This is a genomic window from Hyphobacterium sp. (assembly GCF_965228115.1).
Taxonomy (GTDB): Bacteria; Pseudomonadota; Alphaproteobacteria; order Caulobacterales; family Maricaulaceae; genus Hyphobacterium.
Genome location: NZ_OZ245794.1, coordinates 1,148,964 through 1,173,797, shown reverse-complemented (window position 1 = coordinate 1,173,797; position 24,834 = coordinate 1,148,964). Strand labels below are relative to the sequence as shown.

Annotated in this window: 21 protein-coding genes; 14 read left to right on the top strand and 7 right to left on the bottom strand. The window is 59.9% G+C overall.

The genetic code is table 11. The features are described 5' to 3' along the window. Window positions 1–83: 83 nt before the first annotated feature. Both ACO079_RS06350 and pdeM read left to right on the top strand, forming a co-directional pair. Window positions 84–2,636, top strand: a complete 2,553-nt coding sequence (locus ACO079_RS06350; protein ID WP_421792639.1) for a ligase-associated DNA damage response DEXH box helicase — start codon at window positions 84–86, stop codon at window positions 2,634–2,636. Beyond that, window positions 2,629–3,324, top strand: coding sequence for a ligase-associated DNA damage response endonuclease PdeM (gene pdeM, locus ACO079_RS06345; RefSeq protein WP_421792637.1), 696 nt, complete (start codon window positions 2,629–2,631; stop codon window positions 3,322–3,324). The genes ACO079_RS06350 and pdeM overlap by 8 nt, the downstream gene beginning before the upstream one ends. On the opposite strand, the gene ACO079_RS06340 is transcribed toward pdeM, so the two are convergent. The 5 genes from ACO079_RS06340 to ACO079_RS06320 form a co-directional block, all read right to left on the bottom strand. Next, complete coding sequence (locus ACO079_RS06340; protein ID WP_421792635.1) at window positions 3,325–3,846, bottom strand: DUF3429 domain-containing protein; 522 nt, start codon at window positions 3,844–3,846, stop codon at window positions 3,325–3,327. 6 nt (window positions 3,847–3,852) lie between these two features. Then, window positions 3,853–4,650, bottom strand: a complete 798-nt coding sequence (locus tag ACO079_RS06335; protein ID WP_421792634.1) for a TIGR02186 family protein — start codon at window positions 4,648–4,650, stop codon at window positions 3,853–3,855. Continuing rightward, window positions 4,647–5,582, bottom strand: coding sequence for a sulfite exporter TauE/SafE family protein (locus ACO079_RS06330; protein ID WP_421792633.1), 936 nt, complete (start codon window positions 5,580–5,582; stop codon window positions 4,647–4,649). Before ACO079_RS06330 ends, ACO079_RS06335 begins: the two co-directional genes overlap by 4 nt. A 12-nt stretch (window positions 5,583–5,594) precedes the next feature. Beyond that, a complete protein-coding gene (locus ACO079_RS06325) occupies window positions 5,595–8,798 on the bottom strand; it encodes a peptidoglycan-binding protein (protein ID WP_421792632.1) in 3,204 nt (1,067 codons plus the stop codon). Window positions 8,799–8,979: 181 nt separating this feature from the next. Then, window positions 8,980–10,917, bottom strand: coding sequence for a hypothetical protein (locus tag ACO079_RS06320; protein WP_421792630.1), 1,938 nt, complete (start codon window positions 10,915–10,917; stop codon window positions 8,980–8,982). 152 nt (window positions 10,918–11,069) lie between these two features. Between ACO079_RS06320 and ACO079_RS06315 the strand changes: the two genes are divergently transcribed. From ACO079_RS06315 to ACO079_RS06280, 8 genes are read left to right on the top strand one after another with little or no spacing between them, the layout of a single operon-like run. Further along, window positions 11,070–11,558, top strand: a complete 489-nt coding sequence (locus ACO079_RS06315; protein WP_421792629.1) for a MerR family transcriptional regulator — start codon at window positions 11,070–11,072, stop codon at window positions 11,556–11,558. A gap of 19 nt (window positions 11,559–11,577) precedes the next feature. Then, window positions 11,578–13,365 (top strand): acyl-CoA dehydrogenase C-terminal domain-containing protein, encoded by a 1,788-nt coding sequence (locus tag ACO079_RS06310; RefSeq protein WP_421792627.1) that lies wholly within the window; start codon window positions 11,578–11,580, stop codon window positions 13,363–13,365. Beyond that, window positions 13,365–14,531 (top strand): acyl-CoA dehydrogenase family protein, encoded by a 1,167-nt coding sequence (locus tag ACO079_RS06305; RefSeq protein ID WP_421792625.1) that lies wholly within the window; start codon window positions 13,365–13,367, stop codon window positions 14,529–14,531. Before ACO079_RS06310 ends, ACO079_RS06305 begins: the two co-directional genes overlap by 1 nt. After that, the gene (locus tag ACO079_RS06300) at window positions 14,531–14,899 is read left to right on the top strand and encodes a hypothetical protein (RefSeq protein ID WP_421792623.1); all 369 of its coding nucleotides are present in this window, start codon (window positions 14,531–14,533) and stop codon (window positions 14,897–14,899) included. The genes ACO079_RS06305 and ACO079_RS06300 overlap by 1 nt, the downstream gene beginning before the upstream one ends. Further along, window positions 14,899–15,363: a PaaI family thioesterase gene (locus ACO079_RS06295; RefSeq protein ID WP_421792621.1), complete on the top strand. Its 465-nt coding sequence runs from the start codon at window positions 14,899–14,901 to the stop codon at window positions 15,361–15,363. The genes ACO079_RS06300 and ACO079_RS06295 overlap by 1 nt, the downstream gene beginning before the upstream one ends. An 11-nt stretch (window positions 15,364–15,374) precedes the next feature. Further along, window positions 15,375–16,583: an acetyl-CoA C-acetyltransferase gene (locus ACO079_RS06290; protein ID WP_421792619.1), complete on the top strand. Its 1,209-nt coding sequence runs from the start codon at window positions 15,375–15,377 to the stop codon at window positions 16,581–16,583. 6 nt (window positions 16,584–16,589) lie between these two features. Next, window positions 16,590–16,865: a hypothetical protein gene (locus ACO079_RS06285; protein WP_421792618.1), complete on the top strand. Its 276-nt coding sequence runs from the start codon at window positions 16,590–16,592 to the stop codon at window positions 16,863–16,865. 3 nt (window positions 16,866–16,868) lie between these two features. Then, window positions 16,869–19,058 (top strand): 3-hydroxyacyl-CoA dehydrogenase NAD-binding domain-containing protein, encoded by a 2,190-nt coding sequence (locus ACO079_RS06280; RefSeq protein ID WP_421792616.1) that lies wholly within the window; start codon window positions 16,869–16,871, stop codon window positions 19,056–19,058. 71 nt (window positions 19,059–19,129) lie between these two features. Here ACO079_RS06280 and ACO079_RS06275 read toward each other — a convergent pair whose 3' ends face one another. Then, a complete protein-coding gene (locus tag ACO079_RS06275) occupies window positions 19,130–19,576 on the bottom strand; it encodes a DUF2141 domain-containing protein (RefSeq protein ID WP_421792615.1) in 447 nt (148 codons plus the stop codon). Between the two features lie 671 nt (window positions 19,577–20,247). Next, window positions 20,248–20,991, bottom strand: coding sequence for a DUF4328 domain-containing protein (locus tag ACO079_RS06270; RefSeq protein ID WP_421792613.1), 744 nt, complete (start codon window positions 20,989–20,991; stop codon window positions 20,248–20,250). Between the two features lie 430 nt (window positions 20,992–21,421). Between ACO079_RS06270 and ACO079_RS06265 the strand changes: the two genes are divergently transcribed. The 4 genes from ACO079_RS06265 to ACO079_RS06250 all read left to right on the top strand — a co-directional run bounded on the left by ACO079_RS06265 (window position 21,422) and on the right by ACO079_RS06250 (window position 24,828). Beyond that, window positions 21,422–22,051 (top strand): hypothetical protein, encoded by a 630-nt coding sequence (locus ACO079_RS06265; protein ID WP_421792611.1) that lies wholly within the window; start codon window positions 21,422–21,424, stop codon window positions 22,049–22,051. 12 nt (window positions 22,052–22,063) lie between these two features. Beyond that, window positions 22,064–22,834, top strand: coding sequence for an LCCL domain-containing protein (locus ACO079_RS06260; RefSeq protein ID WP_421792609.1), 771 nt, complete (start codon window positions 22,064–22,066; stop codon window positions 22,832–22,834). 2 nt (window positions 22,835–22,836) lie between these two features. Continuing rightward, entirely contained in the window at window positions 22,837–23,772 is a 936-nt protein-coding gene (locus ACO079_RS06255) for a hypothetical protein (RefSeq protein WP_421792608.1), read from the top strand. Between the two features lie 219 nt (window positions 23,773–23,991). Beyond that, the gene (locus tag ACO079_RS06250; RefSeq protein ID WP_421792606.1) at window positions 23,992–24,828 is read left to right on the top strand and encodes a class I SAM-dependent methyltransferase; all 837 of its coding nucleotides are present in this window, start codon (window positions 23,992–23,994) and stop codon (window positions 24,826–24,828) included. The last annotated feature ends 6 nt before the right edge of the window (window positions 24,829–24,834 follow it).

Here is a 24,834-nt window from a genome sequence, read left to right as displayed (position 1 = left end):
AACGCAGGGGGAACAGCTTTTCCCGCGTCCCCCATCTGATGTGCGGCCTGTTGCTTTGATTGGTGGGCGCTAGATTTATCGCCATGAGCGATGCCTTGTTGCCCGAGCGATTTGCAAACTGGTTTGCCAACCGGGGCTGGCAGGCGCGCGCGCATCAGCTGGAGATGATCGAGGCTGCCCAGGCGGGAGAGGATGCTTTGCTGATCGCTCCGACCGGGGGCGGAAAGACGCTGGGCGGGTTTTTACCCAGCCTGATCGATCTGGCGGATGTGGGCGAAAAGGGTCCGAACCGGGCTCACAAGTTGCACACGCTTTATATCTCGCCGCTAAAGGCGCTTTCCGTAGATGTCGCGCGCAATCTGATGATGCCGGTCGACGAGATGGGACTGGATATCCGGATCGAAACCCGAACCGGCGATACGCCGCCTGCCAGGCGTCAGCGACAGCGCGACAAGCCGCCGGACATTCTGCTGACGACACCGGAACAGCTGGCGCTGTTCTGCGCCTCACCGAATGCGCGCGCCTGGTTTGCTGATCTCAAACGCATCATCATTGATGAAATCCACGCCATGGCCACACAAAAGCGGGGTGATCTGTTATCCCTCGGACTGGCGACCCTGGCCGAATGGGCCCCGGACGCTCGGCGGGCGGGCCTCTCCGCGACGGTGTCGGACGAAGGCGGGTTGGCGCGCTGGCTGACCCCGCAAAGCGGTGAGGGGCGGTTCGCCCGGATTGTCCGCGGCAGTGAAGGCCCCAAGCCGCAGATCGATATTCTGGCCAGCAAGGAGCGCATTCCCTGGTCCGGCCATTCCGGCCGCCATGCCATGGCCGAGGTTTATGAGGCGATCAAACAGGCGCGTCTCTCGCTGATCTTTGTGAACACGCGTAGCCAGGCCGAACACACTTTTCAGGAGCTCTGGCGCTTCAATGATGACGCGCTGGCGATTGCCCTCCATCATGGCTCGCTGGCGGTGGAACAGCGCCGCAAGGTGGAAGCCGCAATGGCGGCGGGCAAGCTGAAAGCGGTTGTCTGCACCTCTACCCTCGATCTCGGCATCGACTGGGGGGATGTCGATCTGGTGATCCAGATGGGGGCTCCGAAAGGCTCGGCGCGGCTGATCCAGCGCCTGGGCCGATCCAATCACCGGCTGGATGAACCCTCGCGGGCACTGCTGGCGCCGACCAACCGGTTTGAACATCTGGAATGTGAAGCGGCACGGGCGGCTGTCGCTGAGGGCGTGTTGGATGGTGAGCCATTGCGGGCTGGCGCGCTGGATGTGCTGGCCCAGCACATGACCGGCCGGGCCTGTGGCGAGGCGGTGAAGGCGGATGATCTTTATGCGGAAGTGACGGCCGCGGCGCCCTATTCAACGCTGACCCGCAATGAGTTCGATCAGGTCCTTCAGTTCTGTTCCACGGGCGGCTATGCGCTGGATAATTATGAGCGCTTCCGGCGGCTTATCAAAAATCGCGACGGCCTCTGGCAGGCGCGCAATCCGCGTGTGGCGCAGCGACACCGCATGAATGTCGGCACGATCATTGAGGCCGAGATGTTGCCAATCGTTTTGTCCTCCCCCGTTCACGGGGGAGGTGGCCGCGAAGCGGGCGGAGGGGGCCAGCCCCCCTCGTCCCTCCGGGACACTCCCTCCGCAAGCAGGGGGAGACAAACCATGCGCCGCCGGGGACGTCCTTTAGGCGAAGTGGAAGAGTGGTTCATCGAACAACTCACACCCGGCGATACCTTCGTTTTTGCCGGGCAAATTCTGGAATTTCAGGGCATCGCCGAGAATGCCGCGCTGGTCACGCGATCCGCCGATCCGGAACCGAAAGTGCCGTCCTATCAGGGCGGGAAATTCCCCTTATCGACTTATCTCGCCAAGCGGGTGCGAGAGATCGCGCATGATCCGTCGCAGTGGTCAGTCCTACCGGAACAGGTGCAGGACTGGCTGAGCCTGCAAAAGGAAAAATCGCGCCTGCCACAGCCGGATGATTTACTGGTCGAGACCTTTCCCAAGCATGGGAAGTTCTACCTCGTCTGTTATCCGTTCGAAGGGCGGCTGGCGCACCAATCGCTGGGCATGTTGCTGACACGGCGCTTGGAGCGCCTGCGTATGCGGCCCACCGGCTTTGTGGCGAATGAGTATGCGTTGGCGGTCTGGGGGCTGCGCGATCTAGCTGGCGTGGATATGGACGCACTGTTTTCTGAAGACATGCTGGGCGATGATCTGGATGCGTGGCTGGCCGAAAGCCCGCTGATGAAGCGGACCTTCAAGAATTGCGCGATTATTTCCGGTTTGATCGAACGGCGCCTTCCGGGTCATGAGAAGACCAGCCGTCAGGTCACTTTCTCGGCCGATCTGATTTACGACGTTTTGCGCGAACACCAGCCCGATCATATTCTGTTGCAGGCTGCCTGGCGTGATGCGGCGACGGGCTTGTTGGATATCCGGCGGCTGGGTGAAGCGCTGAAGCGCGTGAAAGGACATATCCACAGCATTGATCTGCCGCGGGTATCGCCGCTGGCTGTGCCGGTTATGCTCGAAATCGGGCGCGAACCGGTTTACGGCGAAGCGCAGGAAAGCATCCTCGCGGATGCCTCCGAAGAACTGATTGCGGAGATGATGGGCGATGGCTGAGCCCGCGCGAAAAACCGAAGAACTGGCCTGCACTGTCAATGGCGTTGCCGTCGTGCCGCACCTGACCGGTGCGCTGTTCGTGCCGGAGTTTTCGGCTCTGCTGGTAGCGGACCTCCATTTTGAGAAAGGTTCGGCCTATGCCGCAGGCGGGCAGCTTCTGCCGCCCTATGACACCCGCAAGACTCTGTCGCGGTTGGCGCAGGCGATTGAGGCGCATCAGCCCGAAACCGTGATCGCGCTGGGCGACAGCTTCCATGATCTGGGGGCGGACAATCGCATACATGAGGATGATGCCGACCTTTTATCCGGCCTCGTGAAGTCGGTTTCGGAATGGATCTGGATTGAAGGCAATCACGATCCGGAACCGCCTGCGCGGTTTGGCGGTGTGACCCGACCTGAAATGATGATTGGCGGTCTGGCGCTGCGCCATGAACCTGCCAAGGGCGAGGCGCCGGGGGAGATTTGTGGCCACCTTCACCCTGCCGCGAAAGTGCTGGGAAGGGGACGGCGCTTGCGCTGTTTTGCCACCAATGGCGCGCGCATGATCCTGCCCGCCTTCGGCGCTTATGCGGGCGGGTTATCGGTGCGGGATGACGCGATCAAAAGCGTCTTTGGGCGATGCCCCGATGCCTGGGTGCTGGGCCGCGAAGCGGTCTATCCCATCCCGGCAAAGCGGGTCGGTGGTTAATTAGCGACGAGCGGCGCAATACACAAAATCATTGATAATGAGATGAACGTGGCCTGGCACCAGCAGGCTGATAACAGCCACCAGAGTCAGGATAATTCGCAAGTTCGCATACCAGGACGGCAGCCGACCCTTGCGCACCGCAAAGACATCCCAAGCGCCTTGAACCAACAAGGCGCAGGCGAGTGTGAACAGTATATAATCCAACCGCAACTGAATCATCGTTATGGGCAATGTGGCCCACCCGATAAGTGGGGGAAGCATTGACAGGCAAAGGATTGCCGCATCCGGTTTTTGCGGCGCTCTTTGGATTTCTGCACCCCAGCGTGTCCCTCCTAGGAAGGATAAAATCACGACTGCATATCCAATAAGAAACGGAGCTAGCCCGCCAGGAACACTGAAATAGCGTCGACCCTCATAGGGATCGCACATGATATTTGCGAAAAGAATTGTTCCACCCAAAAACACAAACGGAATCAGCCCGGCGATGCCAAGCACGTAAGGCAGGATCGGGCGCTGGCTCATGTCGGACTATCTCCTGTTGAAGATGGCCGCTGCGCCCCATCCAAAGAGGAGGGCGAGCGCTACTGATACCAGCCCATATAGCCAGCCATAGTCGTGAGCAAAGTTATAAATGACGCGCTCCATACCGGCCTTGCGTACATCCAGTGCCACGGCGCCCGAGGCCACCGGCACGCCATCCCGGAAGAGATAAACGTCCGCCGTGTAGTCGCCCACCGGCGTGGCGGGTGGCAAGGCGACATTGGCGCGGAAGAGCCCGCCTTCGAGCATCTGAACGCCACTCGCGGTTTCCGCGAACAGGCCATCGCGGGCGCGGTTGCGGCCTATTGCTTCGCGATACTCGATGATGCTTTCGCCGATCTCGCTGACTGTGACTTCCACGCCGAGGCGAATTTCCGTGCGCTCGGTTTCAGGCGCGGTCAGGCGCAAATGTTCAAGGCCGATGCCATCGCGTCTCAAGGCCGAGAATGCCCCAACATCTTGCAAGGGCCGGGTTGAGGCGACGGAATAATAGCTCGGCACATCTTCAAACCGTACCGGCGCACGATTGATCCAGATGCCAAAGGTGCGCTCCTTGCGCATAACGCGCAGATCGGTTTCCGGCCCCCGCACCACGACGACCAGATCATCGTCCTCGGCCATGTTGGTGACCGCGCCAAAGAGGATGATCTCCGCCCCGGCAAAATCAGAACGGATTTCCACCACTTCGGTGCTGAGCGCAGCGACGACCCGCGGCTGCTGTTCCGGCTGGGTATCCAGTGCCGGTTGGCCCTGCAGGGCGAAGCTGGCGAGGAGGGCGGCGATCAATGGCCTTCTCCTCTGGCGGGCAGAATGGCGAAGAAGTCAGAGGGGGTCGCCACCAGATCCCAGCCCAGCTTGGCACAAACGGCCAGCACCATGAGCGCGAGCGCGATGCGCAATTCCTCGGCCTTCACCCGGCGGCCAGCGCGCACCCCCAGCTGGGCGCCGATTACGCCGCCGACGATCAGCAGCAAGGCGAGGACGATATCAACCGTCTGGTTCTGGGCGGCTTGAAGGAAGGTGGTCAGCGCGGTGACGAACAGGATTTGGAAGAGCGAGGTGCCAACGACGACATTGGTCGGCATGCGCAGAATGTAAATCATGGCCGGGACCATGATGAAACCACCGCCCACACCCATGATGGCCGCCAGCGTGCCAACGAAAAAGCCGATCACAATGGGCGGAATGACTGACAGATAAAGGCCCGATGCCGGAAAGCGCGTCTTGAAGGGCAGGCGGTCGATCATGCGCCGCTTGCGGCGGCGCGTGACCGGTTGGGCGGAGTGAGCAGAGCGATTGCGGCGGCGGACGGCACCGACGCTTTCGATAAACATCAGCCCGCCAATAATGCCGAGAAACCCGACATAGCAGAGCGAGATGATGAGATCGATCTGACCGAGACTTCGCAAGAAGGCGAAAAGCTGGACCCCGAAGACAGAGCCCGAGGCCCCTCCCAGCAGGAGGTATAGCCCCATCTTGATGTCGAGCGTTTTGCGCCGCCAGTGCGCCAGCGCGCCGGACGCCGAAGAAGCGACGATCTGATTGGCTTCGGTTGACACAGCCACGGCGGGCGGAATGCCGATAAAGATCAAAAGCGGCGTCATCAGAAAGCCGCCGCCCACGCCGAACATGCCGGACAGGAAGCCAACGCCCAGGCCGAGCCCGAGCAGGAGGAAAATGTTGACCGAAATTTCGGCGATCGGCAGGTAGATCTGCATCGCCCCGCGCCCCTAGCCGGCGCGGGCGTTTTCCAGGCGCCCGGCCAGGGCGGCATCAAGCACGCCCGTTGCTGGAACCCCAATCTCCGATTGATACGCGCGCACGGCTGCCTCGGTGCGCGGCCCCCACTGACCATCCGCCGGTCCGGCATCATAGCCGAGGCGGTTGAGTGAACTTTGAGCAGACGCGATCATGGCGGTTTCGAGCGTTACGGATTGGCCCCAGGCGCGTTCATACTCCCCATTGACCTCAGGATCAAAGTTGCGCGGCTGGAAGCTGGCAATAATCGCATCAGCCTGGGCGCGCACGCCTGCATCCAGCGTCGATGACAAAGCCGCTGCTTGCTGGGCCGCGCCGCGATCGCCATTGCCTGCAGCAATAGAGAACCAGGCATAGGCATCACCCGGGCTTTGCGGACGTCCCTGGCCCTGCTGGAAAAGAATGGCCAGATTGAATTGTGAATCTGTCAGACCGCGCAGCGCGGCTTCTTCAAACCAGCGGGCGGCCTCCTCGATATTCGCTTCGCCGCCATGACCGGTCGCATACATCGAGGCCAGATTGTGCATCGCCCGGCGATGTCCTGCCTGGGCGGCACGAAGATACCATTGGCGCGCCGTGGCCGGATCGGCGTCCATCCCCATGCCGCGATCCAGCATGCGGGCATAGCGGAATTGCGCGGCGGGCACATTCTGTTCTGCGGCCCGGCGTATGAGGGCTGCCGCAGCCGGGACATTGCCCGCGCTCAACCGCTCTTCACCCAGAAGATAGCGGGCTACGGGATCGCCATCGGAGGCCGCTTCCTGCAAGGTTGGCGTAGAAAGCGTCACCGTTTGCGGGACATCCGCCGCGCTGACGGTTTGGGGGGATGCACCCGAATTGAGATCAATCTCGCGTGCCGCATCAGGAGGCGGTGTGGCCGCAGCCGCGGTTTCCGGTTCAGCCGCCGGCGGTTCACTGGTCTGCAAAGGTGCGTCGGATACGGCGGCCTGTTCACCGGTTGCGCCCGCTTCGGTGCTGCCGTTTTCCGGTTCGCTTTGCACCGGTGGCGGGGTTTCCTCGACCGCCTGCGTGGTCGCAGCAGAGGCCGGCCGGCTCGACGGCTCTCCCAGCACATCGGCGGATAGCGCTTCGGCGGCGCTTGCCGGCTCGCGGTTAAAGCTATCGAACAGCAGCATGGTTGCGGCCGACGCGATAGCGATGAAACCGAGCACGCTGGCGGCGATCATGATCGTCCGGCCATTCGATGAGTTGGAGCTGGTTTCCTCGGCATAAGGATCAAAGCTGACGGCGCGATCGCCGCGCGTCCGGCTGCGGGCCGCCGCAAGGAAATCAGCGTCTGCGGTCGCGCCTAATGGCGCTTTGCGCGCCGGTTGTTCGGGCCGGGCCCGCTGTTGTGGCCGAGGACGCGGAGCCGGCTCGTCGACGGGATCCATGGGCTGCAGGATCATGCCGGGATCCGCACGCCCCACAGGATCCGCTTGCGGATCGGCGAGAAAGTCATCTTCTATCTCTGCCGGTGCCGGGGCAGGCGCGCGCGGAGCCTCGGAGATGATGAAGGGATCATCCACTTCGTCATCATCAAAACCCGGCGGCGTTTCCGCATCTGGAGGCGGTGCCAAGGGTGTGTCGAAATCCGGCTCGGTAAAGCCTGGCGCTGACCGTTGCGGAGCGGCGGGCTCCGGGCTCGGCTCGGCGCGCTTCTCGATGGCCTCCAACCGGTCGGCGAGCGCATTCATGGCCCGCTGGACGGGTGTCAGGCTTTCGGTGGTTTCCGAACGGGCTTCTTCCAGCCGCTCGGAAATTCCGGCAATGGCGTCTTCGATACGCTTGGCGGTGCGTTCTTCTGATTGACGCAAACGCGCTTCCAGATCGCTTTCCTGCGTTTTGGCCGCCTGTTGTTCTTCCAGACGCCCGACCGCTTCGGACATGGACTGGGTCGCAGTTTCAATCGCGCTTGCGGCACGGGCTTCAGATTGCTCTACGCGCTCGCCGAGGGATTGACCCAATCGCTCGACCGCCTCGCGCTGTTCGGTCCGCAGGCTATCAAAGCGGCGCTCCATTTCGCGCTCCGCCTTGTCGCCAATGTGCAGCGCTTCGGCTTTCTGTTCGCTTTTGGTGATGCGATCATCAAGCGCCCGGGCGAGCTGGGTGATTTCAAGCCCGATCCGGCTGAGGCTTTCTGAATGCGCGCTTTCCGCGGCAGCGATGCGTTGCTCGGCTGATTTTAAAGAGCGTTCCAGCCGATCCACGCGGCTTTCGGAGGCCACCCCTTCCAGTTCGCGGGCGATCTTGGAGCGGGTGTCCGCCACCACGCTGGCCAACTCGTTTGACAGGGTGTCGAAGCGGCGGTCGATATCGGCATTGCCCGCTGAGAGCGGGCGCGATTCCAGCGAGCGCAACCGGCTGTCGATCCGGGCAACGGATTGTTCGAACGTGTTGGCGACATCGTGGGTCAGGCGCTCGGATTCTTCCACCCGGCGGCGCAAGCGATCGGCGGCATCATGCAGACCGGTAAGCGCGCGCCCGGCGGTCTGATTGCGATGACCGGATTGCCGTAACGCGTCGCCAAGCTGCGACTGCCCGGCTTCGATCGCCTCGATGCGCTTTTGAAGTGAAAGCGTGGCTTGTTCCGTGGCCTGGCCGAATTCATCCAGTGCCGACTGCATGACCTCGCTTGCCCGGTTGCCATCGGTCTCATTGCGGTAGACCCGTGCGGCCAGCTTTCCAAAAGCATTTTCGAAAGCTTGCAGTGTCGTCTGATCGGCGTTGCCGCCTGCGTCCTCAATCCGCTTCACGCGCAGGGCGAGCGCTTCGGCGGCCTTTCGGGCGGCTTCGGCGACCTGCTGGGTGCGCGCCTGTTCCTGTCGCACATTCGTGTCGGTGTTTTCGAACCGCTCAGCCAGCTCGGTCAAAGAGCGATCCACATCATTGAGAACGTCAGCGGATTGGCGTTCGGTGGTTTCGACCCGCTGTGTCAGGCGTTCGACCATGCCCCGCAGCAAGGCATCGCCTTCTGTGTCGCGCCGGGAAAAGCCGGGATAATTAGAGAGATGATTCTCCCAATTCAGGTTGCCGTCGTCATCGGGGCCGTCATCCAGAATGACGCGGTTCAACCATTCGCCCAGCGTCATACCTTCAGCGCGCGCTGCCGTTTTGGCACGAGCGCGGGCGCGAGGATCTATTCCTTTGACGCTCCAGGGTCCCCCCGAGGGCATGACGAATCGCACTCCTGTTCGATGCCCAACGCTAGCTCGCCAGTTAATATTGTGTAAACCGGATGACAGCCTACTAGATGTGGTATTTCCACAGCCAATCGCCGTCTGAACCCGCGTCCGCCATCAGATCACTTCATTTCGTTAATGACGGCGGTTTCGGTTAATCCCCGGTAAAGACGTGTTAACGGGGCAGGAAGAATTCAGGCGCAAGAGTTCGCAGCCGGCGGTCGAGATCATCAAGTTGCGCAATAAAGGGCGACGGCGCGGAGTGGGGAACCGAACGTGCGGCATCAAACGCAGCCCAGGCCGATACCGGGTTCCTCAAGGTCAGCATCGCATTCCCAAAGTAGCGATAATTGGCCAGCGCATAGGGGTCGATCGCGATGGCTTCTGCTATCAACCGGTAGGGGTCCACATCTTCAGGTGCGCCCTCCGGGTCCCGGGATGCCCAGGCCAGTAGCTCGTTTGCAACAATCGTCCGCGCTGCGGCCCCGGCCAGCGTTTCTTCCGCCAGATAGGGTTCCAGCGCCTCAAGTATGCGCTCGCCGGATCCGCCACCAATCAGATTGACGGCGCCAAATACGGTCTCAAACGCTGAATTGCCCAAACCGGACGCAATGATCGCGGCGGTTTCGTCGCAAATGGGCCGCTGGCTGTTCGGGCCGGGCGGCGGGCAGGGACCCTTATGGCTGATCTCCTGGAACGCCGTGAGGTAGGCGCGGGCGAAATCGCGGCGCGCGCGGAAATCCGCAATGATGTCCATCATCACGCCCTCTGTTGGCGGGCGAGCAGTGCTGGCTTCAACGGCGGCTGGCAAAATGATGTCACTCAGAAGGTCGGGCCCGGGCGGTGTCACGGCCAGATCCGGTTCCAGACGGAAGCCGGGCTCACGCACATCGCTGGACACCAGCGTCCAGACTTCCAGCCGACCTTCCGGGCTTTCAGGGCTTACTACAAAATACGAAAACTCTACGGGAATGGACGGCGCGCCGCGCAATCGCGAAAGGGCGTCGGGATGGATGGGGAGCGCATGGCGCATCCAGCGGCGGAACAATTCCGCCTGCGCCTGTGTGGCGGGCAAGCTGTCGGGATAATCGACGGGATTGGCGCCGGAATCGAAATCCAGCGTTATGGGTGCGGCCCCTCTTGTCGGATCAAAAACGACCGACTCGCCATTCTCGAGATCGACCGGGCTGGCCGCATCCGCAAGCGTAATCCCGTCCACGTCCGGAGTGGTTTCAGAGCTGTCTTCCAGAGGGTTGTCCTGCGGATCGCTTTCATTTGCTTCCGGCAGGTCTGGCACTTCAAAGCGCGCACTCAGAATTTCTCCGTCACCGTCGCGGTGCACACTCAGCGTGGCATCTGCGTAGGTATAGTCCAGGTCAACGGGAGCGCGGCGCAATCCCATGGCAGCTTCCAGCCAGAAACGCTCAAATCCTGTGTCCGGTCCAAGCGGAATAATATCCAGCGTGCCCTGGCGTGAAAGGCCGAGATAGGTGTCGAGCCGCCGGCGGACATCCGCTTCGAACGCCAGATTCCGGTAAGTACCGGCCTCTGCGTCGATTTGCAGATGACGGCCTGCGAAGAAGTCATAGAGATGGGTTTCAGCGCTGCTTTCATCGCGTACGAAATCCGGCGCCATGAATAACCGCCTCGTCCGGCTTTCCCCTAGGGGTTCACCGGATGGGCTGATGACGTCGATGGACCAGACCAGCTCGAGCACCTCGCTGAGATTGTCGCCGCGCGCCTCGAGATACGCTGTGCTGTCTAGCAGAGGGGTCGCGGGAGACAGGGTGGACGCCGCGGTATCCGCCGGGGCCGCTGGTGCGGGAGATGCGTCATCTTCAAGAGCGGGTGTTTCGTCGGGCTCGGCTTGCGCGGTTGCCTGCGTTTCAGCCTGCTCGACCGTTTCAGCTGCATCCTCCGCTTCAGCCTCTTCGTCAGAAGGCGGCGGTGCGTTGTCTCTGTCGCATTCCTCGCCCTCGCAATCGAGCCGCAGCGAATCCAGGAAATCAGACAATTCATCGTCCGGCGTTTGGGGCGGTGTCTCCTCGGCCTCTTGCGCCCAGGCAGGCAGCGAGATCGAAACAAGAAGAAGGGCGGCGAGGGCGCGGTTCATGGCACATCCAGATTGACGTTGTTGCGGAAGACACAAACCCGGACCGCGCAATCGGTCAACAGTCTCAAACGGTTAGAAAATGTCACATAGTTGACGTTGACGTTCGCGTAAGAGTGAGTCACATTCACGCCTGCATTGGGGAGGTGCGCGTGATGACGGCAGAATATTCCATCCGCGATCTGGCGGCAGAATTCGGCGTAACCGCCCGCACGCTGCGTTTTTACGAACAAAAAGGCCTGCTCAACCCCGGACGCCGCGGTGCCAGCCGCGTCTATGCCGAGGCGGATCGTGCGCGCCTGGTTGTGATCCTGCGCGGCAAGCGCGTCGGGTTTTCCCTGGATGAGATCCGCGAGATGCTCGATCTGGAAGCGATCACCGCGCAAACGCCGGCTTCTATCAACGCCGTGCTCAGCCGATTTAGCGCGCGCATCGAAGCGCTGCATGATCAGCGCGAGGATATCGACGCTGCAATTGAAGAATTGAACGCAGGCCGGACCTGGCTCGAGGACCGTCTCGCTAATCGCGAACCTTCCGAAGAGATTAAACATCGGGCCCGCGCGTTTGAAGCGCTGGCAACCGCCCGCATGAATGTCTGGACCGGCGCGTCGCCGGAACCGGATTCACACGAAACCCAAGCCTGACCTAGAGGGAGCTCTACCCATGCCCGTCTACACTGCCCCGACACGGGATTATCAATTCGTTCTGCACAAAGTCCTGAACGTCGCCAAATACGGTAACCTGCCGGGATTTTCCGATGCCGATGCGGAAACCACGGATGCCATTCTGGAAGAAGCCGCCAAGGTATCCGAACAAGTGCTCGCACCGCTGAACCGTGTGGGCGATACCGAAGGCTGCGTCCGCAATGACGATGGGTCAGTGACGACGCCAACGGGTTTCAAGGACGCCTACAAGCAGTTTGCTGAAGCCGGGTGGATGGGCCTGTCTCAGCCGCAGGAATATGGCGGGCAGGGCTTGCCGCAAATACTGGGTCTCGCCACAGCGGAAATGACGTCAGCCGCCAACATGGCGTTTGGCATGTATCCGGGGCTGACCGGCGGCAATGTCCGCGCGTTGCTGGCCGGGGGCTCGGAAGAGCAAAAGCAAACCTATCTGCCGAAAATGATCTCCGGTGAATGGACTGGCACGATGAACCTCACCGAGCCGCATTGCGGAACGGATCTGGGTCTGTTGCGCACCAAGGCCGTTCCGAATGGTGATGGCAGCTACAAGATTTCCGGTCAGAAAATCTGGATTTCTTCCGGTGAGCACGACATGGCGGATAACATCATCCACCTCGTGCTGGCGCGCATTGAAGGCGCACCGGAAGGCGTGAAGGGCATCTCCCTCTTCGTCGTGCCGAAATTCATTCTCGATGAAAACGGCAATCCGGGTGAGCGTAACTCGCTGGAATGCGGTGGCCTGGAAGAGAAGATGGGCATTCATGGCAATTCGACCTGCGTCATGAATTATGACGAGGCGAAGGGCTGGCTTGTCGGTGAAGAAAACAAAGGCCTTAAAATCATGTTCGTCATGATGAATGAGGCGCGCCTGGGCGTGGGCCTGCAAGGTCTGGCGCTGGGCGAGGTGGCGTATCAGAACTCGCTAGCGTTTGCGAAAGATCGCCTGCAGGGCCGCTCGCTGACCGGGCCGCAGAACCCGGATGGCCCGGCGGATCCCATCATTGTGCACCCGGATGTCCGGCGCATGCTGATGGACCAGAAGGCTTTCGTTGAAGCTTCGCGCTGCCTGGTCTCCTGGACGGCCTTGCACGGCGATCTGGAAGAAAAATCCGACGATGCCGGCCAGCGGGAAAAGTCCGGCGATTACATGTCGCTGCTTACCCCGATCGTGAAAGCCTATCTGACGGACAAAGGCTTTGATTCTGTCTCGACCGGTCTGCAGGTCTTTGGCGGATCCGGCTATACCGAAGAGTGGGGGATGAGCCAGTTCCTGCGCGATGCGCGGATCACACTGATCTATGAAGGCACGAACGGCATTCAGGCGCTCGATCTGGTCGGCCGCAAGCTGGCCATGAATGGCATGCGCCCGATCAACACCTTCATGGCCGAGCTGGATGCATTCGCCGCAACCGCCGGCAATGAAAACACCCAGCCCTTCATCGACGCAGTGGCGCACACCAAGGCGCAGCTGAAAGAAGCAACCGACTGGCTGGTCGAGAATGGTCTGAAAGACTTCAACAATGCCGGCGCGTCCAGCCATGACTATCTACAGCTCTTCGGCCTGACCTGCCTCACTTATATGTGGGGGCTGATGGCGCTGAGCGCGGATGCTGCGATCACCGAGGGTGAGAGCGATCCCTTCTATTCCAACAAGTTGAAAACCGGCCGCTATTTCCTGGATCGTTGGGTCCCGGAAGGCGGTATGCACCTTGCCAAAGTCAAAGCCGGTGCGGCTTCGATGATGGCGCTCGAAGCGGAGGCCTTTTAATGCTCGCGGATCCCCTCAACGTCAAAAAGCCGGAATGGCTGGATCAGGAAGACGTCAATATTTTCTATGAAGCCGTGCGCGGTTTTGTGGAGAAGGAATGCCTGCCGCATGGCGAGCGCTGGGAAAAAGAGGGCATGGTCGACCGCGAGGTCTGGAACAAGGCCGGTGAAGCGGGAATTCTCTGTCCGGCCTGTCCGGAAGAATATGGTGGCGCGGGCGGTGACTGGCGCCATGATTATGTCTTCCACATGGCGGTGTCCGAGCTCGGCGTTGATGGTTGGGGCGCGTCGCTGCACAATTCCATCGTGGCGCCTTATGTCTGGCATTATTCCAGCGAGGATCAGAAGAAGCGCATTCTGCCGAAAATGCTCTCGGGCGAATATGTCGGCGCGATTGCCATGTCCGAACCGGCGGCCGGTTCTGACCTTCAGGGCATCAAGACGACCGCCAAGAAGGATGGCAATGGATACCGCATCAACGGATCCAAGACCTTCATCACCAATGGCGGCACGGCTAATTTCATCATCGTAGTGGCCAAAACCGACCCGGACGCTGGCGCGCATGGCACCTCGCTGTTCATGGTTGAAACCGATGGCCTGGAAGGCTTCCGCCGCGGGCGTTTGCTCGACAAGGTGGGCCTGAAAGGTCAGGACACCGCCGAGCTTTTCTTTGACGATATGTGGGTGCCAGCCGATGCACTGATTGGCCCGGAAGAGGGCAAGGGTTTCATCCAGCTGATGGAGCAGCTGCCGCAGGAACGCTTGCAGATTGCGGTGCAGGGCGTGGGCATGATGAAGCGCGCGCTGGATGAGACCATCCGCTACGTCAAAGAGCGCGAAGCGTTCGGCCGCCCGATCCTGAAATTCCAGAACACCCAGTTCAAGCTGGCCGAGATGAAAACCGAGGCGACCATCGCCGAGGTCTTCACCCAGCATTGCTCGGACCTTTTGATCAAGGGCCAGCTGGATGCGGCCACAGCTTCGATGGCGAAATACTGGGTCTCCGACCTTCAGTGCAAATTGATCGACGAATGCGTGCAGCTGCATGGCGGCTATGGCTTCATGAATGAATATCCGGTCGCCCGGATGTGGCGGGACAGCCGCGTGCAGCGCATCTATGGCGGCACGAATGAGATTATGAAGCTCCTGATCGCACGGACGCTTTAATGCTGGCAGTTCTCCTCACTTCGCTGGCGCTATTCGCCGCTGATGAGCCGGCCACCTTCGACGATGGGTGTGGCTGGTCGGACGAAGGCACGATCGAAGAGCAATTCGATCGCTGTATGGCGGGTGAGTGGGGTTATGCCGTTGCGTGTGAACAGACCGCGACGGTGACGCATGAAGGCTTCACTGAGGCCGATGGCGATTTCTGTCCTATCGACTATCTGACCCGCGATCCGCACACGGGCGGCTTCCGGGTTGGATTTCAGTGCGCGGGAGATGAGCGCGTTGTAACCGTACTGCGCGTTCAGGACGGAATAATGGGTTCACCGGAAGGGCACAGCCCTATCGCTTGGCGCTGCGAGGCTGACTGATGAGCGTTGCCTTTGATCCCAAGGCCTTCTTCACAGCGAAGAATGCGCCCGAGGCCGCCAGGACGCTTGGATGGACGCTGGTGGAGGCCGATTCGGAAGCGGGCCGCCTTCGCGTCGCCTTTGACGGCAAGCTGGAGTTTACCAATCCGGCCGGTCTGGTTCAGGGCGGGTTTCTGGCGGCTATGCTGGATGATGTGATGGGCCCGGCCATTCTGGTGAAGAGTCGCGGCAAGAAATACGCAACCACAATCGACCTTCACACGCATTATCTGCGCCCGGTGCGTCCGGGGCGGATCGAGGTGGAGGCGATTGTGACCCAGCTGGGCCGGCAGGTGGCCTATGTTGAAGGCAAGCTTTTTGACGCGCGGGGACGGCTTTGCGCCCGCGCGACCTGCAGTTCGATGATTGTTTCCAACCCCTTTGCGGAGAAGGCGGATCAACCGTCTTCCCAGACTGACGCCTAAGGAGATCCTAGATGGCAGACGCATATATTTACGACGCTGTGCGCACCCCGCGCGGCAAGGGCAAGAAAAACGGTTCCCTGCACGAGATCACCGCTCTGCAGCTGGCTACACAGGCGCTGGAAGCGGTGCGCGACCGCAACAATCTCGACACCGATAATGTCGATGATGTGGTGCTGGGCTGTGTTTCCCCGGTGGGTGAGCAGGGCGCGGATATTGCTCGTGCGGCCGTCATCAATGCCGGGTATTCGCAAGAAACCGCTGGCGTTCAGATCAACCGCTTCTGCGCGTCGGGGCTTGAAGCTACCAATATGGCAGCCGCGAAAGTCATGTCCGGTGAAGCCGACATGGCGATTGGCGGCGGCGTGGAAGCCATGAGCCGCGTGCCGATGGGCTCGGATGGGGGCGCCATGGTCGCCGACCCGGAAATGGCGTTCGATAATTATTTCGTCCCGCAGGGTGTGGGCGCAGACCTGATCGCCACGCTGGGCGGATATTCGCGCGATGATGTTGATGCCTATGCCGTGGAAAGCCAGAAACGCGCGGGCAAGGCCTGGGAAGAGGGCCGCTTTAAAAACTCTGTCGTGCCGGTGAAAAACCAGCTCGGCCTGACCCAGCTGGACCATGACGAGCTGATGCGTCCGCAAACGGATATGCAATCGCTCGCGTCCCTGAACCCGGCCTTTAAAGACCTGTCGGCTTTTGTCGGTTTTGATGCGGTCGCAATCCAGAAATATCCGCAAGTGGAGAAGATCAACTTCGTCCACCATGCGGGCAATTCCTCCGGCATCGTCGATGGTGCAGCCGCCATCTTGGTGGGGTCCAAAGAGATGGGCGAGAAGCTGGGCCTGAAGCCGCGCGCGCGGATCAAGGCCATGGCGTCAATCGGCTCTGAACCAACCATCATGCTGACCGGCCCGGCGCCGTCCGCCAAGAAGGCGCTGGCCAAGGCCGGAATGAATGCCAGCGACATTGATCTCTACGAGATGAATGAGGCCTTTGCTTCGGTCGTTCTGCGCTTCATGGACGATATGGGCATTCCGCACGACAAGACGAACGTCAATGGCGGCGCGATTGCCATGGGCCACCCGCTGGGCGCAACCGGCGCGATGATCCTCGGCACGCTACTGGATGAGTTGGAGCGCACCGGTCAATCTACCGGCCTTGCCACGCTGTGTGTTGGCGGCGGCATGGGCACGGCGACCATTATCGAGCGGGTGTAATCCCAGATGGCGGACGACGAACGCGACACCGAAAGCGAACCCAAGACCGGGGGCGCTAAGGAAGAAAGCGCCCTGGTCAAAGGGCTGCCACTGGGTCTGGCCGTCGGCATGGGGATGGGCGTAGCGCTTGGCGTCGCGCTCGACCAGCTGGCGATCTGGCTGCCTATCGGCATTGCGCTTGGCATCTCGTTCTCGCTCGCCTTCGGCACCGCCATGCTCGCGGACGAAAAGAAAAAGAAATCACAGAATTCGGACGATGAGACGTCCGACAATGGAGACTGATCCATGAACCATTTCAAATTTGACCTCGACGCTGACGGCATTGCGCTGATCACGTTCGACAGCCCCAATGTCTCGATGAATGTCTTATCCGCTGGCGTGATGGCCGAGCTGGGCGAGCTGGTCGAGAAAATCTCGAGCGACGACGCCATCAAGGGCGCGGTCATCACATCCGGCAAGAAGGCGTTTTGCGCCGGGGCGGACCTGACCGAGCTGGGTGGCGGCATGGCGGACCTTGAAGGCCTGCCGGAAGACGAAGCCAAGCAGAAACTGTTCGACATTGCCTTCCGCCTGAATGACCAGCTGCGCCAGCTGGAAACCTGCGGCAAGCCGATTGCGGCGGCTATCAATGGCCTGGCGCTGGGCGGCGGATTTGAAGTCACTTTGGCCTGCCATTACCGCGTCATGGCAACGGATACCGGCGCCAAGCTGGGCCTGCCGGAAGCCATGGTCGGCGTTCTGCCGGGCGGTGGCGGCACGCAGCGCCTGCCGCGTCTGGTCGGTGTGATGAATGCCGCGCCAATCATGTTGCAGGGCAAGCAATTCGACGCCAACAAAGCCAAGGAGCAGGGCGTGGTGCACGAGATTGCGCCGGTGGCCGAGATTGTCGCCAAGGCCAAAGAGCTGGTGAAGGCCGATCCGATGAGCGCAAAACAGCCCTGGGATCAGGACAAGTTTAAAATTCCGGGTGGCGCGGTTTACACGCCGGGCGGCATGCAGGTGTTTGGCGCGGCCAGCCCGATGCTGCGCAAGGAAACCTACGGTAATTATCCGGCCCAGCGTTACATCCTGTCGTGCGTCTATGAAGGCCTGCAGGTCCCGATTGATGCCGGTCTGCGCATTGAAAGCCGGTATTTTACCAAGCTGTTGATGCGCCCGGAAAGCCGCAACATGATCCGCTCCATTTTCCTGTCCAAACAGGCACTAGACAAGGGCGGCGCGCGCCCGGCGGGGACCCAGCGCGAAGACCTGAAAAAGATCGCGGTCATTGGCGCAGGCTTTATGGGCGCGGGCATCGCGACTGTTTCGGCTCAGGCCGGTCTGGAAGTCGTGCTCATCGATGTTAATCAAGAAGGTGCCGACAAGGGCAAGCAGCACGCGGTCGATCATTTCGCCAAGGGTGTATCGCGCGGCAAGCTTTCTCAGGAAAAGGCCGATGCGCTGGCTGCTCTGATCACGCCGACGACCGATTATTCGATGCTGAAAGATGTCGAACTAGTGGTCGAAGCCGTGTTCGAAAATTCCGAGCTGAAGCATAAAATTACAAAAATGGCCGAGGAACACATGCCGGAAGACGCCATCTTCGGCTCGAATACCTCGACCATTCCGATCACCTCTCTGTCAGAAGCCTCTTCGCGGCCGGAGAATTTCTGCGGCATCCACTTCTTCTCACCGGTTGAGAAGATGATGCTGGTGGAAGTCATCGTCGGCGATAATTCCGGTGACCGGTCCATCTCCCGCGCCGTTGATTTCGTCACCAAGATCAAGAAGACGCCGATTGTGGTGTCCGATACGCGCGGTTTCTATTGCAATCGCTGTGTGATGCGCTTTGGCGAGCAGGGTCTGGCCATGTTGTCGGAAGGCTATGCTCCGGCGCTGATCGAAAACGGCACCCGCATGGCGGGCATGCCGATGGGCGCGATGGAATTGATGGACATGACGGCCATTGATCTGGCCTGGAAAATCCAGGAGCAGACCAAGAAAGACCTCGGCGATGCCTATGTCGCGGGCAAGTCCGATCCGATCATCACCGCCATGTATGAGGCCGGCCGTTATGGCCGGAAAACCGGCAAGGGCTTTTATGATTATGGCGAGGATCGCTCTAAGAGCCTGTGGCCGGAGCTGGGCCAGTTCGCGGTCGACGGTCTGAAATCCATCCAGCCGGATGTTCAAGAAGTGAAAGACCGCATCCTCTATGCGCAGGCCATTGAAGCGGCCCGCTGCATGGAAGAGGGCGTGGTGAAAGATCCGCGTGAAGCCGATGTGGGCTCCATCCTGGCCTGGGGCTTTGCGCCCTATACCGGCGGGGTTCTGTCCTTCATCGATACGATTGGCGCCAAGGCGTTCGTCGAGAAGGCCGATCAGATGGCTGAAGCCTTCGGCGATCCGTTCAAAGTGCCTGACCTCCTGCGTGATATGGCCGCCAAGGGTGAGACATTCTACGGCCGTTTCGGCGGGGAAAAGCAGGCGGCCTAGACTTCCTCGCTTCCTTGAAATTGGAAAGGCCGGGCGTACGCGTCCGGCCTTTTTCTTCCAGCAGACGATACCTAGCGCAACCGAATAGCGTGCTGGTTCTCGCCGCTTGTGATTTCAAAAGCAGCATCCTCCCAGCTGGCCGGGCCCATACGCCCGCGGGCGTCATTCGAGAAGGCAAACGGTTCGCTGGGAATACCAAACAGGCCGGTGTTCAGCTCCCCATTTCCATCGCGGTCGTGATAGGCCATGACGCCATAGGTTCCGGGCGCAAGATCGTCGAAACGAATGCGTACCTCCAATCCGTCGACATTGATGAGGCCTCCATCAATGGCGTCTCTGCCATCCCAGCTGGATTGATCGCCATAAAGGCCGACGCGGACTTGACCTTCTTCTGCGCGCAAACCGGTAAAGACGATTTCCAGACTGCTTACGTCCCGGATAATGGCGCCTCCCTCGGAATCAGATGGCGACATAAAGAGGCCGGAAAGAATGGACATAACGATGGCAAGCGGGGACATGGCGGGTTCCTTCTTCAGATCAGATTTCAACGTCACCAGGCATCAAGCTGGCTCGATCTGGATGCGCAAGGTTTGAAAAGCATGCTAGCGCGAATTCGCAAGACGCGCTCGATTATCCGTGAACCGTTTCACTTGACCGCTCGCGCATCGCGAATGGAAACCGCTTCCTGGAGGCAGGCCGACCGCCGCAAACCGCCGTTGAAACAAAAATGATCAATAGGTCCAATTTTAAATAATTGAAAAATAGCGCTTATGCGACTTATCCCCAAAAAGCAGCTTTTTATCCACAAAAACCGTCCGGTGATTCGTTGACCGCAAAAGAGGCCTTTGCTTTACTTCAGTCATCGGGACACACCGGGGCCCGCCGGAAACGGAGAGCCAACGGAAACCGGTCCACCAGAAGCAGCGCCGGCGCAAGCCGTGTCGAAGCAACTGGATGGGTCTTGAGAGGCGGTCAAACGCTTCAAAAAGACAGCTTCAGCACCGCTGGAAACGGAGCAATCCGGAGAAAGAACGGACTGAAGTTTGCAAAGGGGAAAGGCCTTCACCGGCAGATCCCCCCGCGCCGCCGCTCGCCGCTTTCTTCGTGCGAAGAAAGAGACGGGCGGTTGGTGCATTTGGGGCGCTCTTTTTTTAGCGTTGGCTTTCTGGCGTGCCTTTCAACGGCCTACCTATTCGAATATCTCTTCCAGCTTCTTCGATCCGCCGTGCTCGAACTCTATCTGAAGGCGCGCCAGCGTTGAGGCAATCCGGTAAAGCGCGATGGACGAAATGACCGCCATAATCCCGCTGGCGATATCGAGCCAGTTGACCGTCAACAAGTCCTGATAATTGAACGCCGTCAGCTCGAAGTCCCAGGCTCCGCCCGGCAGCCGCAAGGCAATATTCGACACGAGATTGGAGAGGATCCAGAAAATCCACCAAAGCGCGAATGTTGGCGGATGGCTGGTCGGCTCTCCGGCATTTGACCGCAATATTTCCCAGACCTTTCGGACGCCCTGGAATGGGAACCAGAGATTGGCAATCGGCACAGCAAACCACAGCCACATCCCGACCGGCGCGACGGTGTTAGTCCCGGGCTCGATCTGCCGGGCATTGTGCATGGAACGCTGAAAGAAACGCGCATAGCCGACAATGCACAGCAAAAGGAAGAGCAGCATCAAAAGAGCAAGGATGCCCTGATGCAGGCCGATGAAAATACCTTCAGCTTCAGAAAGCTGACTGGCATCGCCTTCGAACAGGCGCAGAATGTAGACGTGGAGGTGAATCTGCGACAGCGTCAACAAGGCGCTGAACACCGCATATCCCAGCAGCATCCATTTAAAAAATGCCCAGATTTTTTTGATCGGGCGGAGATCATTTTCCGGCGCCGGCGCAGCACCCGCCTCGACTGGGCTTGATTGATCTCGATCCATGCCGCCCCCCGAAAGCAAAAAATGCGCGAATAGAACCTGCTCAATTCCCAGACCTAGGAAGATTCTTCGCTGCGTCCACCAAACAATTATCCTGGCCTTTGTCTCTGTCGCCTGTGCATACCCGGCAAGCCGAAGCAGCGACGGGATGAAAAAGACAATCGGGTAACGGCCTTCACCGGCAAATCCCCCGCGCCACCGCTCGCCGCTTACTTCGTACAAATAAAAGGCGAGTGGTTGGTGTGTTTGGCCATACTCTTCTATACCGGCATTCATTTGCATGAATTGTTTGCGTGACAACACCACATACAATTAAAGGTATTCATGTATATTTCGAAAAATATCTTATTTTTATGTGACTTATCGAGTATTCGCAAATATGTACTTGTTCGTGATATGCTTAACCTTTGGGTCAGTTTACAGGGGGGAAGGCATGGTCAAAAGCAGGATTACCCGACGTTCCTTTTTTACCAGTGTGACAGGTGGAACAGCGCTCGCATTCGGAACCTCCCGAGCGGGCGCGCAGACCTATACCGGCGTTACCGACGCTGATACCGGGGCTGGCTATGATTATCCCGGCTACGGACGGAGCGCTGGCCGGCAAACAAACCAGGCATGTTCCGGGTATACCGACTCCGATACCGGGGCGAATTACGACCCGATCGGTTGCGGCCGACAGGCACAAGGGCGTACCTGTTCGGGTGCCACGGATGCCGATACCGGTGCGCAATATGATCCGGTCGGATGCGGCCGGGGTACCAACCCTCAACAACCCGTAGGGCCTTCCCAGTCTGCAGAATGCCAGGCCATGCGGGTTCAGATGGATACGCTAACAGAGCGGTATGCGGGATATGTCTATCGGTTCTCGAACGCCAACCAACAGTTCAATTACTACCTGAACCTCGCGCGCCAGGCTTTCGCAGCGCAAGATCGTCCGGCGTATTCCCAAGCGCTTGCAGGACTACAACCAGCGGCGGTCGAATTGCGGACGGCGTTCAACGGGATGACTGCGACAGAAGCGGGACTGACCGGCTTGCTCGAAACCGCCGAAGTCTTTTGCTGAGAGGGGGACAATATGAATTTGCAACGTCTTATCATGGGAGTAATCGGGCTGGTTACCATGGCCGCTCTGCCGGCAGCCCACGCACAGAATATTTTCCCGGCTGGCCAGTTCAACTGGGTGAATATCTCGCAAGGGGAGTGCTTTCGCCGCGCCCAGATGGCCGGACCGGCCGCAGTTGCACAGTTCAATCTTCCAATCACAGTCGGTGAATTTGATGGCTGGCTCGTGGGCAGCTCCAATCAACCGCTTCACGTGCAGATCGCGTGTCTGGGCGATGATGAAACCAACCGCATCGCCAACCCTGCCGCACCGCGTGTCTTGATCGTCATCAATGTCGAAGCCACGCAAGGCGGGTTGCCCGGAAATGTGAGAAATTTTCTTCGCGAGTGCATGCACACCGGTACCTGTCCCGGCCAGGCAAATGGAAATAATGGCGGCGGCAATGATCGTCCGCCGACGCGTGACCCCAATGCGACGGACATCAATTGGCGCGCGAGCGCCAGCAATCACCGCGGACGAAACAATGAGGTTTTCGCCTATTTCTGCCCTCCGCGCGGATCAACCCGCCATGCCGTCGTTTGGGGCACGGATATCTATACGGACGATTCCGGAATTTGCTCTGCAGCGGTTCATGCCGGTTTCCTGACCGATGCTGGGGGGTCTGTTTGGATCCAGATCCTCGGCCGTCAGGAACGCTATACCGGATCGCCGCGAAACGGCGTCACAACAAGCAATTACGGCGGTTGGGGCGGCAGCTACCGTTTCGTATTTGTGGAGCGTTGATCATGTCGAAGCGAAAGTTATCCAGACGATCTTTTCTGGGGCGCGTCACTGGCGGTTTTGCCTCTGGCGGTGCTGTCCTGGTCATTCAGGGCAGAGCGTCGGCCTGGCAAACCCGCTATACAGACTCTGACTTGGGCGCCAATGCGGATCCTGTAGGCGGCGGCCGTGGTGGGCCCGGCAGCCGGGCATATACTGGCGTAACGGATGCTGATGGAGGTCCAAATGCCGACCCGGTTGGAGCCGGACGCGGTCGAAGCCAGGCGCCGGGGCGAAACCGGACCGGCCTGACGGATTCGGATTCCGGAAGTTTTGCCGACCCCGCCGGATACGGCATGCGCGGCGGCGGCACGACAGGAATTACCGATAGCGATTTAGGGTCGAATGCGGACCCTGTCGGGAATGGCCGTGGCGGCGGACAGGGACCAGGTGGTCAGCGCTATACGGGTGTTACGGATTCTGATGGCGGCCAGGCCGCCGACCCGGTTGGATACGGAAGAGGCGGTGGCACAGGGATTACAGACGCTGATCAGGGCGTGAATGCAGACCCGGCTGGCAGAGGGCGGGGAACAACGCCCGGCGGGCGGCAAGTCTATACAGGCGTGACGGATCACGACACGCGTGACCGGCGCGGATATGGCAGTACATTCCCGGTTACAGATTCCGATTATTCAGACGGATCCCGGCCGCCTGGCAGCCCACAAACCAATCCCCGATCCGGTTATTCCGATACGGATCCTTACGACCCGTCCGGTCGCGGCGTGCGTGGCCGTATCGGTGGATCAACAGACAATGATGCAGGCTATTACGGGGATCCGCCCGGCCAAGGACGAGGCAATAATGGCCTGCGGATTCGAACCGGGATCACAAACTCCGATACCGGTCCTGGTGCCGATCCTGCCGGTTATGGACGGCGGCCCGATCAACGCCGGCGGCGCTAGCTGATCCGTTACGCCGAAGCCGGGCGTCCCGATATCACGCTACGCATGCTGCCCGCCTGCTGGATATGCCGGTCTGCGGACTTTCAAAGCTGCTTTATTTATGGAATCAACGGCTCCATACCCGGCAAGATGAATTAGCAAAACTGTTAATTGGCGCCGTGCAGGCAATCCAAACCGCGCTGACTTTAGAGCTATTTCGGGCATTCGGAAGGAGCAGGCATGAGCCAGACACAGCTGCCAGACGATGATTACATTATCGGGGCCAGCGAAGCTGAAATCCGCCGGCTCGGCCAGCAGCATTCCATCTGGCGCGAAACGGCTCTGGCCGGGTGGCGCCGAGCGGGATTGGCTCCCGGCATGACAGTGCTGGATATGGGGTGTGGGCCTGGCCATGCCAGCTTTGACCTCGCGCAGCTGGTCGGCCCGACGGGGCATGTGATCGCGGTTGATCAGTCGGGCCTGTTTCTTGACGCCGTGAATGAAGGCGCAGCAGCGCGCGGCCTGACCAATATCGAAACGCTGAAGACTGATCTTGCCAATCTGAATCTGGTGGCGGGCAGCGTCGATTTTGTCTGGTCCCGCTGGGTGCTGTCCTTCCTGGCAAACACCGCAGAGCTGTTGAAACGGCTTGATGCAGTTCTGAAACCCGGCGGCGTCTTCATCGCGCATGAATATGGCCATTATGAAACTTTCGGTTTTTATCCCGGCGATCCGGTGCAGGATCGCTTTATCGCGGCGGTCCAGAACAGCTGGCGCGCTTTTGGTGGTGAACCGAATATTGCAAAACAGATTCCGGAAATCGCGGCTGATATGGGTTGGAAAGTCACAGGTCTGACACCGCACGTTTTCACGACACGCCCCGGCGAATTGATCTGGGAATGGCCGGTCGGCTGGCTAAAATCCGACGGGATTGACCGGCTGGTTGAACTTGGCTTTCTGTCGGCTGAAGACTCCGCGAAATTTCATGCCATGGTCGATGACCGCGCCAAAGACCCTGCCAGCCTGCTGACCACGCCCATGGTAGTCGAAGTCATCTGCCAGAAACCAAGGGATTAACGCTTA

Coding starts and splice junctions, on each gene's coding strand:
- ACO079_RS06265 (WP_421792611.1), top strand. CDS start 21,422: ATGGTCAAAAGCAGGATTACCCGACGTTCCTTTTTTACCAGTGTGACA.
- ACO079_RS06280 (WP_421792616.1), top strand. CDS start 16,869: ATGAACCATTTCAAATTTGACCTCGACGCTGACGGCATTGCGCTGATC.
- ACO079_RS06285 (WP_421792618.1), top strand. CDS start 16,590: ATGGCGGACGACGAACGCGACACCGAAAGCGAACCCAAGACCGGGGGC.
- ACO079_RS06260 (WP_421792609.1), top strand. CDS start 22,064: ATGAATTTGCAACGTCTTATCATGGGAGTAATCGGGCTGGTTACCATG.
- ACO079_RS06270 (WP_421792613.1), bottom strand. CDS start 20,991: ATGGATCGAGATCAATCAAGCCCAGTCGAGGCGGGTGCTGCGCCGGCG.
- ACO079_RS06250 (WP_421792606.1), top strand. CDS start 23,992: ATGAGCCAGACACAGCTGCCAGACGATGATTACATTATCGGGGCCAGC.
- ACO079_RS06325 (WP_421792632.1), bottom strand. CDS start 8,798: ATGCCCTCGGGGGGACCCTGGAGCGTCAAAGGAATAGATCCTCGCGCC.
- ACO079_RS06255 (WP_421792608.1), top strand. CDS start 22,837: ATGTCGAAGCGAAAGTTATCCAGACGATCTTTTCTGGGGCGCGTCACT.
- ACO079_RS06295 (WP_421792621.1), top strand. CDS start 14,899: ATGAGCGTTGCCTTTGATCCCAAGGCCTTCTTCACAGCGAAGAATGCG.
- ACO079_RS06320 (WP_421792630.1), bottom strand. CDS start 10,917: ATGAACCGCGCCCTCGCCGCCCTTCTTCTTGTTTCGATCTCGCTGCCT.
- pdeM (WP_421792637.1), top strand. CDS start 2,629: ATGGCTGAGCCCGCGCGAAAAACCGAAGAACTGGCCTGCACTGTCAAT.
- ACO079_RS06275 (WP_421792615.1), bottom strand. CDS start 19,576: ATGTCCCCGCTTGCCATCGTTATGTCCATTCTTTCCGGCCTCTTTATG.
- ACO079_RS06330 (WP_421792633.1), bottom strand. CDS start 5,582: ATGCAGATCTACCTGCCGATCGCCGAAATTTCGGTCAACATTTTCCTC.
- ACO079_RS06350 (WP_421792639.1), top strand. CDS start 84: ATGAGCGATGCCTTGTTGCCCGAGCGATTTGCAAACTGGTTTGCCAAC.
- ACO079_RS06315 (WP_421792629.1), top strand. CDS start 11,070: ATGACGGCAGAATATTCCATCCGCGATCTGGCGGCAGAATTCGGCGTA.
- ACO079_RS06305 (WP_421792625.1), top strand. CDS start 13,365: ATGCTCGCGGATCCCCTCAACGTCAAAAAGCCGGAATGGCTGGATCAG.
- ACO079_RS06310 (WP_421792627.1), top strand. CDS start 11,578: ATGCCCGTCTACACTGCCCCGACACGGGATTATCAATTCGTTCTGCAC.
- ACO079_RS06340 (WP_421792635.1), bottom strand. CDS start 3,846: ATGAGCCAGCGCCCGATCCTGCCTTACGTGCTTGGCATCGCCGGGCTG.
- ACO079_RS06300 (WP_421792623.1), top strand. CDS start 14,531: ATGCTGGCAGTTCTCCTCACTTCGCTGGCGCTATTCGCCGCTGATGAG.
- ACO079_RS06290 (WP_421792619.1), top strand. CDS start 15,375: ATGGCAGACGCATATATTTACGACGCTGTGCGCACCCCGCGCGGCAAG.